21 protein-coding genes and 1 pseudogene are annotated in these 22,740 nt (G+C 37.8%); 10 read left to right on the forward strand and 12 right to left on the reverse strand.

Translation table 11 applies throughout. The annotated features are described in order from the left end of the window. Positions 1–94 precede the first annotated feature (94 nt). The 4 genes and pseudogenes from ACSBRB_RS05980 to ACSBRB_RS05995 form a co-directional block, all read left to right on the forward strand. A pseudogene (locus ACSBRB_RS05980) lies at positions 95–809 on the forward strand (ABC transporter ATP-binding protein); the annotation flags it as partial. A 235-nt stretch (positions 810–1,044) separates the two neighbouring features. Then, on the forward strand, positions 1,045–2,559 hold the full coding sequence (locus tag ACSBRB_RS05985; RefSeq protein ID WP_435032027.1) for an ABC transporter permease/substrate-binding protein: 1,515 nt from the start codon (positions 1,045–1,047) through the stop codon (positions 2,557–2,559). Positions 2,560–2,642: 83 nt separating this feature from the next. Beyond that, positions 2,643–3,698 (forward strand): histidinol-phosphate transaminase, encoded by a 1,056-nt coding sequence (hisC, locus tag ACSBRB_RS05990; RefSeq protein ID WP_107391853.1) that lies wholly within the window; start codon positions 2,643–2,645, stop codon positions 3,696–3,698. 159 nt (positions 3,699–3,857) lie between these two features. Further along, the gene (locus ACSBRB_RS05995; protein ID WP_435032028.1) at positions 3,858–4,394 is read left to right on the forward strand and encodes a 5' nucleotidase, NT5C type; all 537 of its coding nucleotides are present in this window, start codon (positions 3,858–3,860) and stop codon (positions 4,392–4,394) included. A 76-nt stretch (positions 4,395–4,470) separates the two neighbouring features. Here the strand turns inward: ACSBRB_RS05995 and ACSBRB_RS06000 are convergent, their stop codons facing one another. The 5 genes from ACSBRB_RS06000 to ACSBRB_RS06020 all read right to left on the reverse strand — a co-directional run bounded on the left by ACSBRB_RS06000 (position 4,471) and on the right by ACSBRB_RS06020 (position 10,490). Continuing rightward, complete coding sequence (locus tag ACSBRB_RS06000; protein ID WP_435032029.1) at positions 4,471–5,400, reverse strand: diacylglycerol/lipid kinase family protein; 930 nt, start codon at positions 5,398–5,400, stop codon at positions 4,471–4,473. A 113-nt stretch (positions 5,401–5,513) separates the two neighbouring features. Next, positions 5,514–7,016 (reverse strand): peptide MFS transporter, encoded by a 1,503-nt coding sequence (locus ACSBRB_RS06005; RefSeq protein WP_435032030.1) that lies wholly within the window; start codon positions 7,014–7,016, stop codon positions 5,514–5,516. Between the two features lie 295 nt (positions 7,017–7,311). Then, the gene (locus ACSBRB_RS06010; protein WP_435032031.1) at positions 7,312–8,826 is read right to left on the reverse strand and encodes a peptide MFS transporter; all 1,515 of its coding nucleotides are present in this window, start codon (positions 8,824–8,826) and stop codon (positions 7,312–7,314) included. A 266-nt stretch (positions 8,827–9,092) separates the two neighbouring features. Beyond that, a complete protein-coding gene (gene queF, locus ACSBRB_RS06015; protein ID WP_435032032.1) occupies positions 9,093–9,593 on the reverse strand; it encodes a preQ(1) synthase in 501 nt (166 codons plus the stop codon). A gap of 27 nt (positions 9,594–9,620) precedes the next feature. Further along, positions 9,621–10,490 carry a DMT family transporter gene (locus tag ACSBRB_RS06020; protein ID WP_435032033.1) on the reverse strand — a complete coding sequence of 290 codons (870 nt, stop codon included), beginning with the start codon at positions 10,488–10,490 and terminating at the stop codon, positions 9,621–9,623. 773 nt (positions 10,491–11,263) lie between these two features. Between ACSBRB_RS06020 and nrdI the strand changes: the two genes are divergently transcribed. From nrdI to nrdF, 3 genes are all read left to right on the forward strand, one after another. Further along, positions 11,264–11,662, forward strand: coding sequence for a class Ib ribonucleoside-diphosphate reductase assembly flavoprotein NrdI (gene nrdI, locus ACSBRB_RS06025; RefSeq protein WP_435032034.1), 399 nt, complete (start codon positions 11,264–11,266; stop codon positions 11,660–11,662). Beyond that, entirely contained in the window at positions 11,625–13,730 is a 2,106-nt protein-coding gene (nrdE, locus tag ACSBRB_RS06030; protein ID WP_435032035.1) for a class 1b ribonucleoside-diphosphate reductase subunit alpha, read from the forward strand. The genes nrdI and nrdE overlap by 38 nt, the downstream gene beginning before the upstream one ends. A 115-nt stretch (positions 13,731–13,845) precedes the next feature. Beyond that, on the forward strand, positions 13,846–14,814 hold the full coding sequence (gene nrdF, locus ACSBRB_RS06035) for a class 1b ribonucleoside-diphosphate reductase subunit beta (RefSeq protein WP_435032036.1): 969 nt from the start codon (positions 13,846–13,848) through the stop codon (positions 14,812–14,814). Positions 14,815–14,943: 129 nt separating this feature from the next. Here nrdF and ACSBRB_RS06040 read toward each other — a convergent pair whose 3' ends face one another. The 4 genes from ACSBRB_RS06040 to ACSBRB_RS06055 form a co-directional block, all read right to left on the reverse strand. After that, entirely contained in the window at positions 14,944–15,192 is a 249-nt protein-coding gene (locus ACSBRB_RS06040; protein WP_435032037.1) for a hypothetical protein, read from the reverse strand. A gap of 79 nt (positions 15,193–15,271) precedes the next feature. Continuing rightward, positions 15,272–15,598: a CHY zinc finger protein gene (locus ACSBRB_RS06045; RefSeq protein WP_435032038.1), complete on the reverse strand. Its 327-nt coding sequence runs from the start codon at positions 15,596–15,598 to the stop codon at positions 15,272–15,274. Positions 15,599–15,610: 12 nt separating this feature from the next. Beyond that, positions 15,611–16,534, reverse strand: a complete 924-nt coding sequence (gene murB / locus ACSBRB_RS06050) for a UDP-N-acetylmuramate dehydrogenase (RefSeq protein WP_435032039.1) — start codon at positions 16,532–16,534, stop codon at positions 15,611–15,613. Positions 16,535–16,657: 123 nt separating this feature from the next. Beyond that, positions 16,658–17,191 carry a GrpB family protein gene (locus ACSBRB_RS06055; RefSeq protein WP_435032040.1) on the reverse strand — a complete coding sequence of 178 codons (534 nt, stop codon included), beginning with the start codon at positions 17,189–17,191 and terminating at the stop codon, positions 16,658–16,660. A 120-nt stretch (positions 17,192–17,311) separates the two neighbouring features. On the opposite strand from ACSBRB_RS06055, the gene ACSBRB_RS06060 reads away from it, so the two are divergent. The 3 genes from ACSBRB_RS06060 to ACSBRB_RS06070 all read left to right on the forward strand — a co-directional run bounded on the left by ACSBRB_RS06060 (position 17,312) and on the right by ACSBRB_RS06070 (position 20,095). Further along, entirely contained in the window at positions 17,312–18,205 is an 894-nt protein-coding gene (locus tag ACSBRB_RS06060) for an EMYY motif lipoprotein (protein ID WP_435032041.1), read from the forward strand. A 151-nt stretch (positions 18,206–18,356) separates the two neighbouring features. After that, the gene (gene ytxJ / locus ACSBRB_RS06065; protein ID WP_059106862.1) at positions 18,357–18,677 is read left to right on the forward strand and encodes a bacillithiol system redox-active protein YtxJ; all 321 of its coding nucleotides are present in this window, start codon (positions 18,357–18,359) and stop codon (positions 18,675–18,677) included. A 299-nt stretch (positions 18,678–18,976) separates the two neighbouring features. After that, positions 18,977–20,095 (forward strand): glycerate kinase, encoded by a 1,119-nt coding sequence (locus tag ACSBRB_RS06070; RefSeq protein ID WP_435032042.1) that lies wholly within the window; start codon positions 18,977–18,979, stop codon positions 20,093–20,095. Positions 20,096–20,167: 72 nt separating this feature from the next. On the opposite strand, the gene pepT is transcribed toward ACSBRB_RS06070, so the two are convergent. Genes pepT through ACSBRB_RS06085 form a run of 3 tightly spaced genes read right to left on the reverse strand, consistent with a single transcriptional unit; the run spans position 20,168 to position 22,700 of the window. Beyond that, the gene (gene pepT / locus ACSBRB_RS06075; protein WP_435032043.1) at positions 20,168–21,397 is read right to left on the reverse strand and encodes a peptidase T; all 1,230 of its coding nucleotides are present in this window, start codon (positions 21,395–21,397) and stop codon (positions 20,168–20,170) included. A gap of 13 nt (positions 21,398–21,410) precedes the next feature. Beyond that, positions 21,411–21,905: a threonine/serine exporter family protein gene (locus ACSBRB_RS06080; RefSeq protein ID WP_225309990.1), complete on the reverse strand. Its 495-nt coding sequence runs from the start codon at positions 21,903–21,905 to the stop codon at positions 21,411–21,413. 33 nt (positions 21,906–21,938) lie between these two features. Next, positions 21,939–22,700 carry a threonine/serine exporter family protein gene (locus tag ACSBRB_RS06085; protein WP_435032044.1) on the reverse strand — a complete coding sequence of 254 codons (762 nt, stop codon included), beginning with the start codon at positions 22,698–22,700 and terminating at the stop codon, positions 21,939–21,941. Between the last annotated feature and the right edge of the window lie 40 nt (positions 22,701–22,740).

Here is a 22,740-nt window from a genome sequence, read left to right on the forward strand (position 1 = left end):
CCGGCGTAAAATAACTGAGATAGATGATTGATTTGCGTTTGAACCTTATGAGGTAGGGAAAAGACAGGACAAAAGGGAGAATGAAGGTGACAACGTGATTGAATTTAAAAATGTAACGAAACGCTACGGGGATAAAGTGGCCGTAGATGATGTCAGTTTCCGAATCAAAGAAGGGGAATTTTTCGTGTTGATTGGGCCATCAGGATGCGGAAAAACCACTACACTCAAAATGATCAATCGGCTTGTATCGCTAACGACAGGCTATATTTATTTTAAAGATAAACCGATTAGTAATTATCCGGTATATGAAATGCGTTGGGACATCGGGTATGTCTTACAACAAATTGCATTATTTCCGCATATGACGGTACGTGACAATATTGCGCAAGTACCTCAAATGAAAAAGTGGAAAGATAAAGACATCGATGCACGTATTGATGAGCTTTTAAATATGGTGGGCATGGAACCCGAATATTATAAAAAGCGCAAACCGGATGAATTATCAGGCGGACAATGCCAAAGAATCGGTGTCGCACGTGCTTTAGCGGCTGATCCACCTGTGATATTGATGGATGAACCGTTTAGTGCACTCGACCCACTCAGCCGTGAGAAATTACAAAACGATTTATTAGAATTACAAGCACAAATTAAAAAGACGATTGTCTTTGTAACCCATGATATTCAAGAAGCAGTTAAGTTAGGAGATCGTATCTGTTTATTAAACGAAGGCCATATCGAACAAATCGATACGGTGGAAAATTTTGCGAAACATCCTAAAAATGATTTCGTCAAAACATTTATGGGTGAAGCAATCCATTCTGAACAAGATCAACGGCAACTCGCAACAGTTCTTGATGAATCATTACGTGTAGAGAAGAATGACGAAGTGTATCCTGAGGTAGAGAGCACAGACTCACTACAAACGGCTTATCAGTTATTAGCTGAACATGAAGCGGTTATTGTGCGTAAAGGTGACCAATGCTATCAAGTGTCACGTGCAGCTTTACTTCGCTTTTTAGCAGATAATGAAGCAGGTGATGTGACATGAATGCATTTTTCCAAACGTTTGACTCAAAGAAAGATGAACTCGTCACAACGATTGTTGAGCATATTCAACTCTCGTTCATTGCGCTCATCATCGCCGTTTTAATCGGTGTGCCATTAGGGATTTTGTTAACGAAGACGAAAAAGCTCTCTGAAATTGTGATGAATATTGCAGCGGTACTCCAAACGATACCATCACTTGCTTTACTTGGACTCATGATACCGCTATTTGGAATCGGGAAAGTTCCTGCAGTCATTGCGCTCGTTGTTTATGCCTTATTACCTATTCTGAGAAATACATATACAGGGATTTCAGAGGTAAATCCGTCGTTAGTTGAAGCGGCGAGAGGAATTGGTATGAAACCAGGTCGACGTCTCACCAAGGTTGAACTTCCGATTGCGATGCCGGTCATCATGGCAGGGATTCGTACAGCGATGGTCCTCATCGTCGGTACAGCGACATTGGCTGCGTTAATCGGTGCAGGCGGTTTAGGTGACTTGATCTTACTCGGTATCGACCGCAATGATACATCACTCATCGTGCTTGGTGCGATACCTGCTGCATTACTCGCAATCATTTTTGATCTTGTGTTGCGCTTCATGCAACGCTTATCTTATAAAAAACTATTACTATCTTTAGGTGCAATCTTGATCATTACTGTGATTGTCATCGTCGCACCGTTATTGAGTCAGAAAAATGATAACATCACCTTAGCGGGTAAACTGGGTTCAGAACCATCCATCATTACTAATATGTATAAAATACTTATTGAAGATGAGACAGAACATACGGTAACGGTTAAAGATGGAATGGGCAAAACTTCATTCTTATTTAATGCGTTGAAATCAGACAATATCGATGGCTACCTAGAGTTTACAGGAACCGTGTTAGGGGAATTGACGAAGGAAGACTTAAAATCCAAAGAAGAGCAGCAAGTTTATCAACAAGCGAAATCAAGTTTAGAACAAAAATTTGATATGACGATGTTGAAACCGATGAAGTTTAACAATACGTACACACTCGCAGTGAAGAAAGATTTTGCTGAGGAACATCAACTTAAAACGATCAGTGATTTAAATAAAGTCTCAGATGAAATCAAACCTGGTTTCACGCTAGAGTTTAATGATCGTAGTGATGGTTACCCAGCGGTGAAAAAGGCATATGATTTAGACTTTAAAGACATTACAACGATGGAACCGAAATTGCGTTACCAAGCCGTTGAAAATGGTGACATTAACTTAGTAGATGCCTATTCTACAGATGCAGAGTTAAAACAATACGATATGGTGGCATTAGAAGATGACAAGCACATCTTCCCACCATACCAAGGCGCACCCGTCTTTAAGGAAAAATATTTGTCTTCACATCCTGAAATCAAAGCACCATTGAACAAGTTAGAAGGTCAGATTACAGATGATGAAATGCAGGAAATGAATTATCAGGTCACTGAAAAGGATGCGGACCCATATGAGGTAGCGCGTGAATATCTTGAAAAACATCACTTAATTCAATAAACTGCATTGCTTTTTAAAACGCACAAAGGATATAATAGACAGTAAGTTCCGAAGTTTCTGTTAATTTAGGGGGTATCTATAAAATGAAGAAACAACTAGAAAAATTATCAGCGTATCAACCGGGACTCTCACCGCAAGCATTAAGAGAAGAGCATGGCATTAAAGGTGAATTATATAAATTATCATCTAATGAGAACTTATACGGCCCATCCCCAAATGTGAAAGAGATTATTAAAGAACATTTGGATGAGCTATACTACTATCCTGAAACCTTTGCACCATTATTAAGAGAAACCATCAGTGAAGCATTAGGAGTTGACCGTTCTCGCATCTTATTCGGTGCTGGGTTAGACGAAGTCATTCTCATGATTTCACGTGCCGTTCTCAATTCAGGAGATAAGATTGTAACCAGTGCAGAAACGTTCGGTCAATATTATCACAATGCCATCGTAGAATCCGCAGAAGTTGATTTAGTCCCATTAAGTGAAGGGAATTTCGATTTAGACGAAATTGCTGCCAAAGTGGATCACGACACGAAACTCGTATGGTTGTGTAATCCAAACAACCCAACAGGGACTTATTTCACGCATGATGAATTAGATGATTTCTTATCAAAAATTCCAAGTGAAGTGCCTGTCGTGATCGATGAAGCTTATTTCGAATTCGTCACTGCTTCAGATTATCCTGATACATTGGCATTACAACAAAAATATGAAAACGCATTTGTGTTACGTACATTTTCAAAAGCATACGGCTTAGCAGGTATGCGTATCGGTTACGTGATTGCAGCTGAAGACGCAGTAGAAAAATGGAACATTGTCCGCCCACCATTTAATATTGGTCGTCTATCTGAGTATGCGGCAGTAGCTGCTTACGAAGACCAAGATTATGTGAAACAAATTCGTGAACGTAACGCGAAAGAACGGGCTAAATTCTTTGCGATTCCACAAAGTGAGCACTTCTATCCAAGTCAAACGAACTTTATCTTTGTAAATACATCCCGTCCACAAGCGTTATATGAAGCGTTATTACGTGTGGGTTGTATCACACGACAATTCCCAACAGGGGTACGTATTACAATCGGATTCCCTGAACAAAACGATAAAATGATCGAAGTCTTGAAAAACTTTGATTATTAAATTAAAAAATAGGATACGCCATTGAGAGGTTGAGACACCACACGTCTCAATCTCTTTTTTTAAAATTAAATTAGGAATAGATTGATTGCAGTAACTTTTGGTTAAAATGTATATTATTTGCTATACTTTAGTAAACAAGAGGAAAGGGTTGAAGCTGTTATGGGGAGAGAAACAATCGCAATTGATATGGACGAGGTATTAGCAGATACGCTCGGGGCTATCATTAGAGAAGTGAACGAACGCACAGATATGGGGCTTACTGTAGATCAACTCAACGGTCAAAAGATTAGACAAGCCATGCCTGAACATGATGGATTATTGACAGATATCTTGTACCAACCAGGCTTCTTTAAGTCATTAGAAGTCATGCAAGATGCACAAGAAGTCGTTAAAAAATTAACGGCTCACTATGATATTTTTATTGCTACAGCTGCGATGGATGTACCGACATCCTTTCACGATAAATACGAATGGTTAAGAACGAATTTTCCATTTTTAGATCCCCAACATTTTGTATTCTGTGGTACAAAATCAGTTATCAATACGGATTATTTAATCGATGATAACCCACGTCAATTAACCGCCTTTACGGGTAAACCAATCATGTATACGGCTGAACACAACCAATTAGATGACCGATTTACACGCGTGAACAATTGGCGTGATGTGGAAGAGTTATTCTTGAAACAAGATTAGGTACAAACAATATAAGATGACATAAAAAGAAGGAGAGAAATCGATGACGGTTTCTCTCCTTTTTCGTAAACTTATGTTATTTTGAAGTGTCTTCTGCAGGCAATGTGAGTAATTCAACGGCTCGCGGAATCACTTCGATATCTAACGGAGTACTAAGCGCAATCTCACCATCGATATCGACATCCATTGATTGATTGGTAGATAGAGATATTTTTTGTGCTAAAGCGTGCTTGATGCCTTTCGTCATGTGATTCCAATTAATACTGTCACGTTGTTTGAAAATGTCATTTAAGATACTAAAGTCTTTCTTTTTAAAGACAAACATATCGAGGTAACCATCAGAAGGATTAAGATCCGTCATGGGTATACGACTGCCCCCAATAAATGGTCCATTAGCGATGATAATCATAGCGGTAGACCCTGTCCACGTTTCACCGTCTACTGTTAATTCGTAATCAAATGAAGTGGGGTGGATGAGTGTTTTCATCGTCGAACCGATATAGCTGAGTTTACCGAAGAGGTCTTTATTGCCTGCTTGTACATTTTTAGCATTTTGTACGATGAGGCATAAGCCGACGAAATTGAGTGCATACGTATCATTTACTTTGATGACGTCGTATGTTGTAGGGCGGGCCTGTAATAATTGTTGACTCGCTTCATCATGTTTCGGTGATAGGTTGAGTGTTTTCGTGAAATCATTGAAAGTTCCACCTGGGATGATGCCAATCGGTAAGTTTAAATCGTGTTGCATGACCCCATTAATGAGTTCATTCACAGTACCGTCACCGCCGAGAATGAATAATACATCTACATCATCGCTGTAGCGTTTCGCTTTAATAGATGCGCAATAATCGATGATGTCGCCTTCAGATTCACTTAATTGAATCGATACGTGTTTGCATAGTTGTGTGAGTGCTTTTGTAACATCACCGAGTCCTTGATGGATGTCGTTGATACCACTGTGATTATGGTAGAAAAGCACCCCGTGTTGATATTGTTGTGACATGGTTTCTCCTTCTTGTTTATGAGTTATGTATAGATAAAATAAATAAAACTAGACAATGTAGTTTAATAATAAAGATAACAAACATTGTCTAGTTTTGCTAATAAGTATGGAAATTATTTAATACCTTTCATACCTCTTACAATTTTAGGTACAAACATCAATGTGATGATGGCTACAAGAGCTGCAATACCACCTAAGAATAGGAAGTAATTTTGGTAGCCGAGTGGTTCGATTAATTTTACCAAAGTACCATTTGCAGCTTGACCAGTTGCGTTGGTTAATAACCATAAACTCATCATTTGTGCATTGAATGCTTTTGGCGCTAATTTTACAGCGGCACTGTTACCAGTTGGTGAGATACATAATTCACCGATAACACAGATGATGTACGCGATAATGATGTAGTTTACAGAGAATTGACCGCCAGATAAGTAACCTACGACACTCGCAAATATGTAAGAGATGCCTGCAAGTGCTGTTCCGATAACAAATTTAGATGGTAGGGTAGGTTGACGTGATCCGAGTTTATTCCAAAGTATTGTCAGTACAGGTGCAAGCAATACGATGAATAATGGGTTAATAGATTGGAACCACGTTTTACCGAAATCAGCAGTCCAACCAAATAGATTGATGGTCATATTACTGTGTTTCAACGCGAAGATATTAAGTACGTTTGAACCTTGTTCTTGGATAGCCCAGAACAATGCGCCCAAGATATATAAAGGAATAAATGCAACAACGCGTGAACGTTCTACACTAGTGACCTCTTTGCTGCGAATCATGATTGTAAAGTAACAGATTGGTAACAAGATACCTAAGATCAATACGATGGTACTAATAATGTTAAATGAAAATGTACCTGTTGCTAATGTAATGATTAAAATAATTGCGATAATTGTGATAGCTGAGCCGAAGATTAAACCATATTTTTTCTTCTCAGCTGCTGTTAAAGGATTTGTTGGTTTCATACCAACGTCACCTAAGTTTTTACGATTGAATAGTAAGTAACAAACTAATGCTAATGCCATACCAAAAGCAGCAATTAAAAAGCCACCATGGAAGTTATTTGTATCAGCAAAGTGATTTAAAATCAACGGTGCAATGAATGCCCCTAAGTTGACTGACATGTAAAATATAACAAATCCTGAATCCATACGTTTATCATTTTCTGGATAAAGACGCCCAACCACATTAGAAATATTAGGTTTCATTAAACCAGAACCTACAATGATAAATAACATGGATAAACATAGTCCTACGATCGCTAAAGGTAAACTTAAGAAGACATGTCCAATGATGATGAAGACTGCCCCAATTAATGTTGCTTTTCGAGTCCCAGTAATGCGGTCAGCGATCCAACCCCCAAGTACTGAAGTCATGAAAATGAGTGCCCCGTAAACTGACATAATCGATTGTGCTGTTGTCTCAGGTATGCCGAGACCACCTTTTTCTATTGAATAATACATGTAGAAAATCAGTAGTGCACGCATGCCATAGTAACTAAATCGTTCCCAGAATTCCACGAAGAATAGCACACCTAGTCCCCTAGGGTGCCCAAAGAATCCGTGTTGCGGGACGTCAGGTGTTGCGGGTTGCCTTTGTGTTGTGTTGCTCATAGTCCTTCCCGTCCTTTCTCCCAATTTTGTTTATATAAGCTTGATTGTACGCTTTAAATATGCGACTTGCAATAATTTTCTAAAAATAATACATTATCATCTATAATTATTTAGTATTTTTACATTAATATAATAAATATGCTTATTCTTTAAATAGGGATAACTCAATTTTGAACTGTAAAACTTTCGTTTTAAAAATGAATAGAGAAAAAGCACAAAAAACAGTTAAACGTGTTTGAACAGAAGTTGTTCAATTATCGTTTAACTGTTTATTTCAATATAGAAAGCTTTCGTATTAATAAACGCCTTTCATCGCACGTTTTACAATCGGTGAAATGGCGAATAAGATAATACCGATAACTACCGCTACAAGTCCGGAATAAACGAAGTAGTGGAGTGAATCAATTTTTGTATATACCACCACGAGTTGTGCATTTAATCCCTGTGCAGTAGCGTTGCTTAACATCCATAAGCTCATCATACGTGCTGTGAAGCTTAATGGTGCGAGTTTAGTTGTAGTGGATAAGCCCACTGGTGAAATGAGCAACTCGCCAATGACTACTAATAAAAAGCTAAGGACGAGCCAAATTGGATGAATGAGAGATGATCCTCCGGCAAGTGGGAAGAACATGATTAAATAAGATAAACCACCAATAATGGTACCTAAAGCAAATTTATGTACAGTCGGTGGGTTGTATTTACCGAGTTTCACCCATAATGTTACGAACACAGGTGCTAATGCGACGATGAAGATTGGATTGAGTGATTGGAACCATGCTGCTGGAATGGTAAAGTCAATCGCACCACCTGTCAGCTCGGACATTTCAAGTTGGGTCTTTTTATCTGCAAATGAAGCTAAAATTGTTGAACCTTGTTCTTGAATCATCCAAAATGCGACAGAGGTAATGTATAAAGGTATGTAGCTGAAAACACGAGATCTTTCATCTGAAGTGACGTCTTTACTGCTCAGCATGTTAATGACAATGATAATAGGTAACACAATACCTAAAATGGTAATGAGCAGACTGAAATTGGCTAATGATAAAGCTTCATTCAAGTGCAGGATAACTAAATATACGCCAAACAGTGCGATTACAATCGCTGTAAAGAGACTAATTTTTTTGATCTCAGGCTTTGTGAGTGGATTCGGCACGTTAAGTCCCGCTAAGCCTAAATTTTTCTTACGTTTGATACCGTATAAAACTAAACCGAAGAACATACCAATCGCTGCGATTAAGAAGCCAGCATGAAAACCAACTCTCGTTTGAAGATAACCTGTGATGAGTGGTGAGAGTAATGCACCGAGGTTAATCCCCATATAGAATAATGTGAATGCAGAGTCTCGACGTGCATCATTTGTATCATAGAGTTCACCGACTGTTGTAGAGATATTAGGTTTGAGTAACCCTGTACCACAGATGATGAAGAGTAACGCAATCATGACGAGCGTTAAGTTGTTCGGTAACGAGAGTAAAATATGACCGATCATAATCAAGAATCCACCGTAAAAGACGGCGTGCTGTGTCCCGGTGATACGATCTGCAATCCAGCCCCCAATAACGCCAGACATGTAGATGAGTGTACCGTATATAGATACGATTTGTAGTGCGACACTCTCGTCTAAACCAAATCCACCTTTGGCCACACTATAATAAAGATAATACACGAGTATGGCTTTCATACCGTAGTAACTGAATCGTTCCCAGAATTCAGTAAAGAAGAGTGTGCTTAACCCCTTAGGGTGTCCGAAGAAACCCGTTCTTGGTGTACTTTTCATGACTTCTTCGTGAGTATAAGATGTTTGTTTCATTAAATCATCCATCCCCCTTTAATTATTTTCTTTATTTTATTATGATTTTACCGATTTAACAACTGTTTTTTCAGAAAATACAGAAATAGATGTTGCTATTTTATATGAAGCGGATTGAATAGGGAGGGATAGGTGTAGGAGTGCTAATTAAAATGCACAAAATAGATGTTGGAAAAATAAAAAAGAGGTACAACAGCGTCATCGATTTCATGACGAGTTGTACCTTATTTAACATCGCGAAAATATTTAACTTCATCTATAATGGTTTAACGATTGTCAACTTTTTCTGGATATAAATCATGTTGCATCAAACGATATTCTGCCATTTTTTCGTATTTCGTATCTGGACGACCATAGTTTGTATACGGATCAATAGAAATGCCGCCACGTGGCGTGAATTTACCCCAAACTTCGATGTAGTGAGGATCCATCAAATCGATTAAATCATTCATGATGATATTCATACAGTCTTCATGGAAGTCTCCATGGTTTCTGAAACTAAAGAGATAAAGTTTGAGTGATTTGGATTCGACCATTTTGATATTCGGAATGTAAGAGATATAAATGGTTGCGAAATCGGGTTGCCCTGTGATGGGACATAATGACGTAAATTCAGGGCAATTAAATTTAACGAAGTAGTCTCTACCTTGATGCTTATTCTCAAATGTTTCAAGCACATCAGGGCGGTAGTCAAAATCGTACTGATTGTTTTGGTTTCCTAATAAGGTAATGTCTTCTAATTCTTCTTTTTTACGACCTTCAGCCATAATCATTTCACTCCTTTATTAAGTAGTCTATGAGTTCGCTTCTTCTGGTGGTTGACGACGTGCTTTTTCGAACATGTAATAGCTAGCACCGATGATAATTAAGTAACCTAACACTGCATAGAAGTCTGGTGATTCTCCGAACAGAATAAAGCCAAAGAATGCGGTGAAGAGAATAGATGCGTACGTAAAGATAGAAATATCCTTCGCAGGGGCATAGCTATAAGCGATAGTTACACCAATTTGACCGACTGCGGCAGAGATACCTGCACCGATAAGATAAACGACTTGTAACCAAGACATCGGTTCAAATGTTGCTACGGTGAAAGGAATTAAGACGATAATAGAGAAGAATGAAAAATAAAATACGATTGTATAAGGGGCTTCTCTGGAACTTAATGCTCTCACACAAGTATAGGCACTCGCTGCAAAGATACCAGATAATAATCCGATGATAGAAGGAATCATAGATGATGAAAATTCAGGTTTAACAACAAATAACATACCAAATATAGCAACGAACATAGCGATGATTTGGTAGTTACGTACTTTCTCGTTTAAAAAGATTAAACTGAGCAATATCGTCCAAAATGGATTGAGTTTCATCAATGTGTCTGCATCACTTAACACCATGTGGTCGATGGCGTAAATATTGAACAACACACCAATTAATCCCAGTGTGGAACGTGAAATTAATAGCGGTTGACTGCTCAATTTACCGAAGAGTGGCTGTTTAAATTTGTAGATAAAATATAACGGTATAAACATGGCTACTAAATTTCTGGCAAGTGATTTTTGAAACACAGGTAAGTCACCTGATAATCTAAAGAACACAGACATAAAGCTAAAACCTATTGCTGAAATGAGAATGGCAATAATACCTTTAACTTTTGCGTTCACTGCGATCGCTCCAATATAATATTTTTACCGTATATATGTTAGCACAAAAACATATAAATTGTAATCACGTGAGAACTTGAAATTTTAACAAGTATAGGTTATGATAGATAGCGAACATACGTTCTTGTTTAAGTGGTGCACGAAATAATTTGTTCATTAGTGAATTTTGAAATCGAATGAGCGAAATCATTATAAATAGAGCGATATGTTATCGAAGCAAATAACTTCTGAGAAAGCAAATAAAATAGCTGGAAATTTCGATCCAAAAAAATTTTTCATGACCTTTAATTTGTTTTAACGGTGTGACTGCGCCTTTAACTCTGAACATTAAGATTTTGTGACAGCACAGTGAACCAGAAATCTCTTTAAAATGATTCTAGAGTTATGTATAATGAAACACATAATATAGTATTAGGAATCCAGACCAACCACAACATGTTGTGGTTGGTTGAAAATTCCAAATAACTATAAAATGTACGAAAATCGCATATAAGACCTATATGTGAAGCAAAAACAACCACAACATAAGCCAAATTTAAAACGATAAAACACAACATCTAGATTAAAGGAAATAAGGATCAGACATTGAATAGGATTAAAATCATGCATTTAGAGTTACTTTTGACTCATGCACAATCACAACAATGAGATACATCCTCCTTCTTTATTTCAATGAAGAAAACGTAAGACGAATCAATAATCAATTTAGAGATAAATCATAACTCGTTTAGCACGATTGAATAAAGCATATATGAGTTTAGGAAGGTGATCCAATGAAGGTTGTATATTTTTCATTTTCAGGTAACGTACGTCGATTTATTAAACGTGCAGAAATAGAAGATGCATTGGAAATCACGGAACAAAATTGCCACGATCAAATCAATGAACCGTATATTTTAGTTACAGGTACGATTGGATTCGGTGAGGTTCCGGCTCCAGTACAATCTTTCCTAGATGTAAACAGCGACAACTTACAAGCTGTTGCTGCAAGCGGTAACCGAAATTGGGGTCCCAATTTTGCAAAAGCCGGCAGAACCATCTCAGAAAAATATCAAGTTCCACTATTAATGAAATTTGAAGTTCAAGGTTCAAATAAAGATGTTATAGAATTTAAGGAAAAGGTAGGTCAAATGAATGAAAATTATGGACGAGAAACAATACAATCACATTGAATTGAATAATGAAGTTACAAAACGTAACGAAAATGGTTTCTTTCAATTAGAAAAAGACCAAGAAGCATTAGCAGTCTATTTACAAGAAATTAAAGACAAGACCATCTATTTCGATACAGAAATTGAACGTTTGCATTATCTCGTTGATAATAACTTCTATTTTGACGTGTTTGAAAAATACACAGAAGCAGAATTAGAAGAAGTCACTGACTATGCCAAAAACATTGATTTTCAGTTTGCGAGTTACATGTCTGCTGGTAAATTCTACAAAGACTACGCATTAAAAACGAACGACAAATCACAATTTCTCGAAGATTATAACCAGCACGTAACTATCGTTGCATTGTATTTAGCTAATGGTAACGTAGACACAGCTAAAACATTCATTTCTGCTATGATCGAACAACGTTATCAACCCGCAACACCTACATTCTTAAATGCAGGGCGTGCACGCCGCGGTGAACTCGTATCTTGTTTCTTATTAGAAGCAGATGATAGTTTAAACTCTATCAACTTCATCGATTCAACAGCGAAACAATTAAGTAAAATCGGTGGCGGTGTTGCCATCAACTTATCTAAATTGAGAGCACGTGGTGAAGCGATTAAAGGCATCAAAGGTGTCGCAAAAGGGGTATTACCTGTAGCGAAATCACTAGAAGGTGGTTTCAGTTATGCAGACCAACTTGGACAACGTCCGGGCGCAGGCGCCGTTTACTTAAACATCTTCCACTATGATGTTGAAGAATTTTTAGATACGAAAAAAGTAAACGCCGATGAAGATTTAAGATTGTCTACGATTTCTACTGGATTAATCGTACCTTCTAAATTCTTTGAACTCGCTAAAAACGGTGAATCATTCTACATGTTTGCACCCCATACGGTATACAAAGAATACGGCGTTACATTAGATGATTTAGACCTCGATGAATACTATGATGACTTAGTTGCAAATCCAAACATTGAGAAAAAATCTAAAGATGCACGTGAAATGTTAAATCTCATCGCACAAACACAATTACAATCAGGTTACCCTTACTTAATGTTTAAAGATAATGCGAACCGTGTACATCCAAATGCAAATATCGGTCAAATCAAAATGAGTAACTTGTGTACAGAAATCTTCCAATTACAAGAAACATCAGTCATCAATGATTACGGCGTTGAAGATGATATCAAACGCGACATCTCTTGTAATTTAGGTTCATTAAACATCGTGAATGTGATGGAATCAGGTAAATTTAGAGACTCCGTACACACTGGTATCGATGCATTAACAGTGGTTAGTGATGAAGCAAACATTCAAAACGCACCTGGTGTTAAAAAAGCAAACAACGAATTACACTCAGTTGGACTTGGTGCGATGAACTTACACGGTTATCTCGCTAAAAACAAAATCAGCTATGAATCTGAAGAAGCAAAAGACTTCGCGAATGTCTTCTTCATGATGATGAACTATTATTCACTTGAACGTTCTATGCAAACAGCGAAAGAACGTGGCGAAACATATAAAGACTTTGAAAAATCTGATTATGCAAACGGTAAATATTTCGAATATTACACATCTGAATCAATCGAGCCACAATACGATAAAGTACGTCAATTGTTCGACGGTATTGATATTCCAACTGCAGAAGATTGGAAAGCACTACAACAACAAGTTGAAAAATACGGCTTATTCCATGCTTATCGCTTAGCGATTGCACCAACACAAAGCATTTCTTATGTACAAAATGCAACCACTTCTGTTATGCCAATCGTTGACCAAATCGAACGTCGTACTTATGGCAATGCGGAAACATTCTACCCAATGCCATTCTTATCACCAGAAACAATGTGGTATTACAAATCAGCATTTAACACAGATCAAATGAAATTAATTGATCTTATCGCAACAATTCAAACTCACGTAGACCAAGGTATTTCAACTATTTTATACGTAAACTCTGAAGTTTCAACAAGAGAACTATCTCGACTCTATGTGTATGCACACCATAAAGGATTAAAATCACTTTATTATACACGTAACAAGTTATTAAGCGTTGAAGAATGTACAAGCTGTGCTATTTAAGGATTAAATGTCATAAAACGGGTTAATTCATGGGGACAAATCTTTAGTGAGTTAGGGGAAAGTGCGTTCAACTTTTCCCTGGCTGATCTACATAATTAGTTAGGAGAAAGTATAAATGAAAGCAGTAAATTGGAATACGCAAGAAGATATGACCAATATGTTTTGGCGACAAAATATTTCTCAAATGTGGGTTGAGACTGAATTTAAAGTTTCAAAAGATATTGCAAGTTGGAAGACGCTTGAAAAAGAAGAACAAAATGCATTTAAATATGCGCTCGCAGGCTTAACGGGATTAGATACACACCAAGCTGACGATGGTATGCCACTCATCATGTTACATACCACTGATTTACGTAAAAAAGCGGTGTATGGATTCATGGCCATGATGGAACAAATTCATGCGAAAAGTTACTCACACATTTTCACAACGTTACTTCCATCTAGTGAGACAAACTATTTATTAGATAACTGGGTACTTGAAGAACCTCATTTAAAATATAAAGCAGACGTTATTGTCGGTAATTATCATAAATTATGGGGTAAAGAAGCTTCTATCTTTGATCAATACATCGCACGTGTTTCCAGTGTATTCCTAGAAACATTCTTATTCTATTCTGGTTTCTATTATCCACTTTATCTCGCAGGACAAGGTAAAATGACGACATCTGGAGAAATTATCCGTAAAATCTTGCTAGACGAATCTATCCACGGTGTATTCACTGGTTTAGACGCGCAAAGTCTACGCAATGAACTTTCTGAAAATGAAAAACAAAAAGCGGATCAACACATGTATCATTTACTCGAAGATTTATATAAAAACGAAGTCTCTTATACACACAAATTATACGATGACATCGGCTTAACAGATGATGTGTTGAACTATGTCCGCTACAACGGTAACAAAGCCTTATCTAACCTCGGTTTTGAACCATACTTTGAAGAACGTGAATTCAATCCAATCATTGAAAATGCGTTAGATACAACGACTAAAAACCACGATTTCTTCTCAGTTAAAGGGGACGGCTACACACTTGCCCTCAACGTCGAAGCATTACAAGATGAAGACTTTGAATTTGATGATTAATTGATGCATCTATCACAAAAATAACACCTCGTAAGTATACAAAAAGTATACCTACGAGGTATTTTTCGTTGTATAAGATGAACCTGGCATGGGTTTGAATTCTAAACCGTTCAATGATAAATCTCTATCCTATTGATTATTTTCGCGACGATTTTTAAGCTCTCTTGCTCTTGCAACACATAAAATCAAAATACCAATCGGTGTGGCAATGATTAAGTCTACAATGTTAAACGTCTCTGAGAAATAATACATGAGTAGCATACAAATGACCCAAACAGTGGGTACGATAAAGCCGACAATTTTCGCTTCATATTGCGCAAGAAGCGATTGTGTGGCAGATAATGCAATTACAAGAATAAATATGCCCAAAATAGCCATTCATCTCACACTCCTCGTTACTAACTGATTGTTTTCTTTCATATGGAATCTAAATGTTGGTCCGTCTGTGTTCCACACATTAAGCTTCATCTGTCTCAAAATAATGGTGATAATGCAGCTGACAACGTGCATTGAACTGTGCACCACATTGCGGACAGTGATCGGTATGCATGTACTCGCGGATGGTAAGTTCATGCTTACACACACCACAAAGAATTGCTTTTGTATCCCATTCTTCTTCTGGCCAGCGTTGTACTGGATGGTTTTCGTGATCAGCATGGCATTGATAACATGGATAATATTTGTCGCAACATTTAAACTTGATTGCGATAATATCGACATCTGTATGATAGTGCGTACACCGCGTTTCATTGTCTACGAGCGAACCATACACTTTGGGTTTCATCACTTAACCACCTTAAGCTTCAGTCGGTTGTTCTCCGATAATACGTACTTCGGTATTTAAATCGACATCAAATTTTTCTTTCACGACTTGTTGCACGTGATGAATGAGGTTTTCATAATCAGTAGCTGTACCTTGATTGACGTTGACCATAAATCCGGCATGTTTTGTAGATACTTCTACGCCGCCAATTCGGTGACCTTGTAAACCTGAGTCTTGAATCAATTTACCTGCAAAGTGGCCAGGCGGTCTTTGGAATACACTTCCACATGAAGGGTATTCTAAAGGTTGTTTAGATTCACGTCTTTCTGTAAGGTCATCCATCACTGCTTGAATTTCTTTTTGATCGCCAGGTGTAAGCGTGAAGGCTGCTTCAACCACAACTAAATGTTTTTGTTGAACGATACTGTTACGATAATCAAGTTCAAGTTCATTCGTAGTGAATTGATGTAGCGTACCTTTTTCGTCCACACATAAAGCGTAGTCGATACAATATTTCACTTCACCGCCATATGCACCAGCGTTCATAAATACCGCACCACCGATAGAACCTGGGATACCACATGCAAATTCTAAACCGGTAAGTGAATAATCACGTGCTTTACGAGATACATCAATGATTGCAGCGCCACTACCAGCGATGATTGACGTATCAGAGACTTCAATGTGATTGAGCTCTAACAAGCTGAGGACAATACCACGAATACCGCCTTCACGGATGATGATATTAGAACCATTGCCTAAATAAGTGACGGGGATATCATGTTCATATGCGAAGCGCACAATCTTCTGAACATCTTCATTGGTTGTAGGGGAGACATAATAGTCTGCTTTACCTCCTGTCTCCGTATATGTATAACGTTTTAAAGGTTCGTCTACTTTGATAATTTCTTTGGGTACAAGCTGTTCTAAGGCCTGTAAGATATCCTCTCTATGCACTGCAGAACTTCCTTTCTACTTTAATTCAACTTACATTATAGCAATGATTACGCTATTTTGCGAAAATGAATGCTACACGCTGGCAATTTTTTATATTTTTGTAACTTCTTGCGCATGATGAGATTATGCATCCTTATCTTTTAAATAAAGTTTGTATAATTGATTAAAGATGCGTTCCTTTTGTGTCTCATATTGTCTAATCGTATCACTATGTTGATAGGCTTGCATTTTCTTCTCTTGGAAAAGTTGAGCGAACGTTGTGTTATGCGTTAATGCTTGCTGCATCGATAAATATTGATAAAATAAAGGTGTTTCACGTTGTATAATGTGCAAACGGACCGTTTGTTTTAACATCGTTAACTGATTAAACTTCGCCATCATCACTTTCTTTTTATATGGGTGGTGTAAGCGGAAGAACCCTTCGTAGTTTAATCTTTTTTCATCAAGTGATGTAATATCGTGTAGATTATCTACACCGACAAGGATGTCGAGAATCGGTTCAGTAGGGTAATTAAAATGGGCAGTCCCACCAATGTGATGGGTTGATTTTACAGGAGTATCTAACAGGTTAAACAACATCTCTTGTAATGCATCATACTGCGCTTTAAAATCTTGATCATCGTCTGAATAGATGAAATCTTGAACACGTGAATACATAGGCTACTCCTTTCTCGTGTGATTGTTACAAAATAAATGATAAATTCTGCAACAATATATCATAAAATATTTTCAAGATAAACTGCTTTCGGTATAATATAGATGAATAAGGAGTGTAAAATGAAAAAACTACTGAGTGTATTGTTGATAGGTCTTTGTGTACTGGCAGTGACTGCATGTAGTAAAGATGAGCCATCCGATTTGAGAAAATTTGAAAGTGCATTGATGGATGTACAAGAAGCCGAAGATCACATGAAGGAAACGATGAATCACATCAATCTAAATGAACTCGAAAGTTTGAGTAAAACGGATATGGCCGATGAAAATAAAAAAGCGTTAAATCAGCTTCAAGACGATATCAATAACAAATTGATGCCGAAGTTTGATGATTACGAGGCAGCTGCCAAGCAATTACCTGCTGATTCTGACGAAGTGAAAGATTTGAAATCGAGTTATTTAGAAACGGTAGATGACAAACGTCAACAACTGAATCAACTGAACACCTTCGTGAAATTATGTAATCAGTCGGTGAAAGCGAACGAAGATATTCTTTATTATACGAAACTATTTGAGAAAAATAGATCACGCATCGAGGAAAATGTTAAAAAAGGACAAGAAGCGGGTAATACCGAAGAAGTAGCTCGTTTTGTACAGAAATTAGAAGACAATAATAAAAGATTAAAAAGTACAGCTGAAGCAACGATAGAAAATAAAGACACAGAAGCTGCACAAGACGGGATCAGTGAAGCTGTGATGCCATTGATTGGGCAACAAATCAGAGACTTGAACAAGACAAACATCGAGAGCGTCCAAATCAACGACGCAAGAAAAAATGCGATTGAAATGTATTACAGTCTTCAGAACTATTATGAAACACGTGAAGAAACGATGGATATCAGTGAAAAGCTCTCTAAAATCGATCACCATAAATTACCGAAGAAAGGTGAAGATTTAGAGCAGTATGATCAAGCATTTGAAGACGAATTAAATGAAGTAAAATTGGCTTATCAATAATCGTATTTTGACGATTCAATGACTGAATTTTGCGGAGACGGTTAACAACAAAAAGATATTTGTGTATAATGAATAACGTTGATGCTATCGTATCACAAACAATGCACAGGAAAACCGCTTCATCGCGGTAATAATGTTAGAGGTGAATAGAATGGCTACGAAGCTGAGTTCGATTGACCAGTTTGAACAAGTGCTAGAAGATAATAAATATGTATTTGTATTAAAACACAGTGAAACGTGTCCAATTTCAGCAAATGCATTCGATCAATTTAATAAGTTCTTATATGAAAGAGACATGGATGGTTATTACTTAGTCGTTCAAGAAGAACGTAAACTATCCGATTATATTGCAGAAAAAACAAATGTGAAACATGAATCTCCACAAGTATTCTATTTCGTAGATAAAGAAGCGGTATGGAATGCAGACCATGAAGATATAAATGTTTCATCATTAGCCAAAGCAGAAGAATAAAAATTAAATGATAAGAGAGTTAAAAGGCTGGGACATTCACTTGTCTCAGCCTTTTAAACTAGGCTCTAGATCATATAAAGTCGAGAAAACTGTTCCATTTCAAAAACGAAATAATACTCATCGAAAATGATAAACGGTGAGGACACAAAGGATACGACTCAAAGGTTATCATTCTCAAGTACGATTTCGTTATATGTGAAATATCAGAGTTTGGCATGTATAATAAAAACGGTATAACGTAAATCGACGAAAATAAATATAAACAATAATTGGAAGTACAGAAATAATGAGGTGACAAGATGAAAGTATTAGTAGCCATGGACGAATTCAACGGCATTATATCGAGCTATCAAGCAAACCGCTATGTCGAAGAAGCGGTAGCGAGTCAATTTGATAAAGCTGATATCGTGCAAGTCCCGTTATTTAACGGTCGTCATGAGTTAATGGATTCTGTATTTTTATGGCAATCAGGTACCAAGTATAAAGTGCAAGTGCACGACGCAGATATGCAACCGGTCGAAGCCACATACGGCACCACAGATAATCAAATGACAGTGATAGAAGGTAACCTATTCTTAAAAGGTAACAAGCCTGTGAATCAACGTACAAGTTATGGTTTAGGTGAAGTCATGGCGGATGCACTCAATAACGATGCTGAACACTTAGTTATTTCACTTGGTGGTATAGGTAGCTTTGATGGTGGTGCAGGTATGTTACAAGCACTCGGTGCTAAATTCTATGATGATGAAGGCGAAGTTATTGATGTGACGAAAGGGAGTTACATCTTGAAATATATTCGTCGGGTTGATTTCGATGATTTACATCCACGCTTAAACGAGGTACGTATCCAAGTGATGTCTGACTTTAGTAGCCGACTTTACGGTAAACAAAGTGAAATTATGCAAATTTATCCAGCACTTGGTCTCAGCCGTGAAGAAGCAGCGGATATTGATAATACGATATGGTACTTTAGCGAAATACTTAAAAGTGAGAAACAACTCGCGCTCGGTTACGTAGAACGTGGCGGTGCAGGTGGGGGTGTTGCGGCGTTACTTAATCAAATATATGACGCTGAAATTAAGACGAGCCAAGCCTTGGTTGATCAAATCACGCATTTAGAATCACTGATATCAAAAGCAGACTTAATCATCTTTGGTGAAGGTGTCAACGAAGCGGATCAATTACTCGAGACAACGACGCTGCGTATCGCTGAACTTGCATCGAAACATGGTAAACCGTCTATTGCGATTTGTGCGACACCGGACAAATTCGAACTGTTTGAAAATATGGACGTGACTGCGATGTTCAATACCTTTATGGAAATGCCTGAAACATATACTGATTTCAAAATAGGTATTCAAATTCGTCATTATACCGTCCAAGCGATTAAATTACTTAAAACAACATTAGAAGCGTAGAACGCGTAAAAAGCCTTGGTATGAACTTGAGGTTCAAGTTACATATCAAGGCTTTCTTTTTTATGTCATATTTTATTTTTTAGTTTTAGCGACTTCTTCGACGATGCCGATGATGACTTTCACTGCTTTTTCCATGACATCGATAGACGCGTATTCAAATGGTCCATGGAAGTTGTCACAACCAGTAAAGATGTTCGGTGTAGGTAGTCCTTTATATGACAGTTGGCTACCGTCTGTACCTCCACGGATTGGTGATGTATTCGGTTCAATGTCGAGTGCAGCAAAGACGCGTTTTGGAATATCAATCACTTCTGGATGTGCTTTGATTTTATCGCCCATGTTGTAATATTGATCGTTCACTGTGACTTCGATAGGGTCGTTACTATATTTTTCGTTGATGTTATCACGAATATCTAATAATTTTTGTTTACGTGCTTCAAATTGGTTCGCATCGTGATCACGGATAATGTATTGTAATGTTGCTTTTTCTACATCACCATTGAATTTCATCAAGTGGTAGAATCCTTCGTAATCATCTGTTTGTTCAGGTACTTCATTTTCAGGAAAGGCATTTTGGAAAGCTGTGCCTAACGTGATGGCATTCACCATCGCATCCTTCGCTGAACCTGGATGTACGTTCACACCGTGACAAGTAATGATGGCTTCAGCTGCATTAAAGCTTTCATATTGTAACTCACCGTATTCACTACCGTCCATCGTATATGCGAAATCAGCGTTAAAACGATCGACATCAAATTTGTGTGGGCCTCGGCCGATTTCTTCGTCTGGTGTAAAGCCAATGCGAATGTCACCGTGTTTAATTTCAGGATGTTCGGTTAAATATTTAACCGCTTCTACAATTTCAACGACACCTGCTTTATCATCTGCGCCTAATAAAGAGGTACCGTCTGTAATCATTAACGTATGTCCTTCAACATTTTTCATACCTGGAAAAACATCTTGGCTTAATACGCGATCTGTATCTCCGAGTTGGATCGGTTTACCATCGTACGCTTCAATGATCTGCGGATTGACGTTGGTCGCATTAAAGTCAGGTGACGTATCAACGTGTGCTAAAAATCCAACAGTCGGTACTGTTTCGTCGATGTTACTTGGTAATGTCGCAAATAAATAACCGTATTGATCAAGATCTGTTTCTAAGCCAAGTGTTTGTAAGGTTTCTTCGAGTAAATGAAGTAAATCCCATTGTTTCAATGTGGATGGTGTATCGGTAGAATCCGGATTGGATTGCGTATCAATCATGGTATAAGTTTTAAGACGTTCAATAAGTTGTTCTTTCATTGTGTTCCACCCCTTATGCTCTATTGTTCATGTTATAAGATTTTGTAACCTTTTCTCCTCTCATTTTAGCATAATGTTGTGTGATGCGTATGTAGAGATGATACACAATTTCGGCACATAAGACTCCAAAGGCGATGGCACCTGAAATCAATGTCACCTCTAAAAATGTATTGACCGCATGTGTATATTGGTTGCTGACTAAAAAGCGTGTCGCTTCATATGCTAATCCCCCAGGTACGAGCGGAATGAGTCCGGGTACGATAAAGATGATGACTGGACGTTTGTAATGACGGCTCATAATATGACTCATCAATGCCAAGATAAAGCTTCCGAGGAAGGCTGCCATGACTTTACCAAGGTCCATATCTAATGTGAATTTATAGATAACCCAGGCAATCGCACCAACGAAACCACAAGCTGCCAGCAATCTACGTGGCGCATTAAACAATATGGAGAAGAGTAACGTTGCGATAAAGCTGACGATAAAATGAAAACCGTACGTTGCTATAAAGTTAATCAATGCTTTTCGAACCTTCCTTTCTTAAAATATGAGTAAGACGATCGCGACACCAGCGCCGATCGCAAAGGACGTTAATGCTGCTTCAACACCACGAGAGATACCAGCGAGTAATTCGCCTGCCATCAAATCACGAATCGCATTGGTTATGACAATCCCTGGTACAAGCGGCATAACCCCGGAAATCGTGATGATATTTTGATTGGTGGCGATTCCTAAATTCGTCGCGATGGTGGCGACACTAATGACGACAGCGGCACTGACGAATTCAGAGAAGAATTTAATTTGGATATATTGTTGAATATAAGAAAACGTAAGATATGCAGCACCGCCTGCAATGACCGCATAAATAAAGTCACTCGCTACGCCGCCAAACATGAAGACGAAGAACCCACATGCAATTGCAGCGCCGAAACATTTAAGTAAGAAAGAAAACTGTAGTGAGGCGCGATCTAACATGTTCAATTCCCGCTTCGCTTGATCCACGGTTAAAGACTTCGATGCGATTTTTCTAGAAATATTATTTACGAGTGCAATTTTTTCTAAATCTGTCGTACGCTCACGAATCCGAATCAATTTGGTATTCGAGTCATCATTGAGCGTAAAGATAATGGCGGTTGATGTGACGAAACTATATGTATCTGGATAACCAAAGTTCGCACCGATCCGATTCATCGTATCTTCTATGCGATAGGTTTCTGCACCGCTCTCTAACAGAATTTTACCTGCAGTTAACACGACATCGGTCAACGTATCGTTATTTGCAGGTTTGACTGATTCAGACATGCATGCCACCTCCATATGAGTAGTTTTAATATGTGATAGA

This window comes from Staphylococcus auricularis (assembly GCF_051172115.1).
GTDB lineage: Bacteria > Bacillota > Bacilli > Staphylococcales > Staphylococcaceae > Staphylococcus > Staphylococcus auricularis_A.